The organism is Pirellulales bacterium (genome assembly GCA_035656635.1).
In the GTDB taxonomy this organism is placed as follows: Bacteria; Planctomycetota; Planctomycetia; order Pirellulales; family JADZDJ01; genus DATJYL01.
Genome location: DASRSD010000094.1, coordinates 1 through 1,681, shown reverse-complemented (window position 1 = coordinate 1,681; position 1,681 = coordinate 1). Strand labels below are relative to the sequence as shown.

The following is a 1,681-nucleotide window of genomic DNA, read 5'->3' as shown; positions in this document are numbered from 1 at the left end:
ATTTCGACCATTTTTCCGCGCCGCGCTCCCACCAGTTCCATGACCGGACCGAGTTTTTCGTGCGGCACTTCAATCACGAGCAATTCGAACGGCTCCTCCGTCACGCCGTTGTGCTCGTGCAAAATGACGTGCGGCTTGCCGATCGAAAGCTCATAGCCTTCGCGGCGCATAATTTCAATCAACACCGAAAGATGCAGCAAACCACGGCCGGAAACGACGAACTGTTCGGTGCCTTCCAGCGGCTCGACTCGCAGCGCCACGTTCTTTTCCAGCTCGCGCTCCAGCCGTTCCCGTAAATGGCGCGTCGTTAAAAACTTGCCGCTGCGCCCGACAAACGGTGACGTATTCACGCCAAACACCATTTGCAGCGTGGGCGGATCGACGGTCAGCCGCGGCAGCGCCACAGGCTGCTCCACATCGGCAATGGTGTCGCCAATTTCCACGTTTTCCAAGCCGACCACGGCGGCAATATCGCCGGCCGTGGCTTCGTTCACTTCTACGCGGCCCAGCTTGTCGAACACGTGCACCTGCACAATTTTGCCGTTCACAATTCGGTCCGATGTTAAATGTTCCTCTTCGTCGTGATGATCCGCTTCCGGACCAGTCACCGGAGCCTGCATCAACGCCGCGTTTTGCCCCTTGCTGATTTTGCCTGCTTGAATGCGCCCAATGGCAATGCGGCCCACGTAGTCTGACCAATCCAACGTGGTCACCAGCATTTGCAATGGCGCGTTCAAATCGACATTGGGCCCCGGCACCCGCTCCAAGATTAAATCCAACAGGGGGAGCAAATCTCCGTCGCGCGCTTCCGGATCGTGCGATAAATATCCGCCCCGCCCGCTGCCGAACAAATAGGGAAAATCAGCCAGCTTGTCGTCGGCGCCCAGTTCCAAAAACAAATTGAACACTTCGTTCAACACTTCCAGCGCCCGGGCGTCGCCGCGATCGACTTTGTTGATGATCACGATGGGTTGCAGCCGACATTCCAGCGCCTTGCTGAGCACAAACCGTGTTTGCGGCATGGGGCCTTCGGCGGCATCGACCAGCACCAGCGCTCCGTCGGCCATCCGCACCACCCGTTCCACTTCGCCGCCGAAATCGGCGTGGCCCGGCGTGTCGATGAGGTTGATTTTTACGTCTTTGTACGCTAGCGCGATATTCTTGGCTAAGATGGTAATGCCACGCTCGCGCTCCAAATCGTTGCTGTCCAGAATGCAGTCCCCCTGCAATTGGCTGGAGCGAAATTGCCCGCTTTGCCGGAGCATGGCATCGACCAGCGTGGTTTTGCCGTGGTCGACGTGGGCGATAATGGCGATGTTGCGAATATCATTGCGACGCATAATCAGTTGTCCGTGTTCAGTGGTTAGTGGTCAGTTAAAATAAAAAGCCGCGACCGTTGGTCGCACTGGCGCTAAGGGCAGGCCCTGAATCGCTTCCGGCTTAGCCAGAAGGCCGAAACGGGAGAACGAACGATAGAAACCGCCGCGGGAACAAGGGTTGCTATCGAAGCCGCATGCTCATGGCAACAGCTGGGGCGGGTGAGCTTTCAGCGCAGCGACCCGAAGGTGCGGGCATCGGCGAGGATGATGGTTCATGGCTGCGCTTGCGATTCAGAAAAATGCGATTCAGAGAAAACAGTGCTTTCCACAACATTTGATTCTATCCTAATTGTGCTAGCAGG

1 protein-coding gene is annotated in these 1,681 nt (G+C 57.0%); it reads right to left on the bottom strand.

Annotated features, from left to right (window positions below; translation table 11 throughout):
* The coding region (locus VFE46_08720) for a GTP-binding protein (GenBank protein ID HZZ28071.1) at nucleotides 1–1,340 on the bottom strand (1,340 nt) is incomplete at its 3' end.
* Nucleotides 1,341–1,681: the final 341 nt, after the last annotated feature.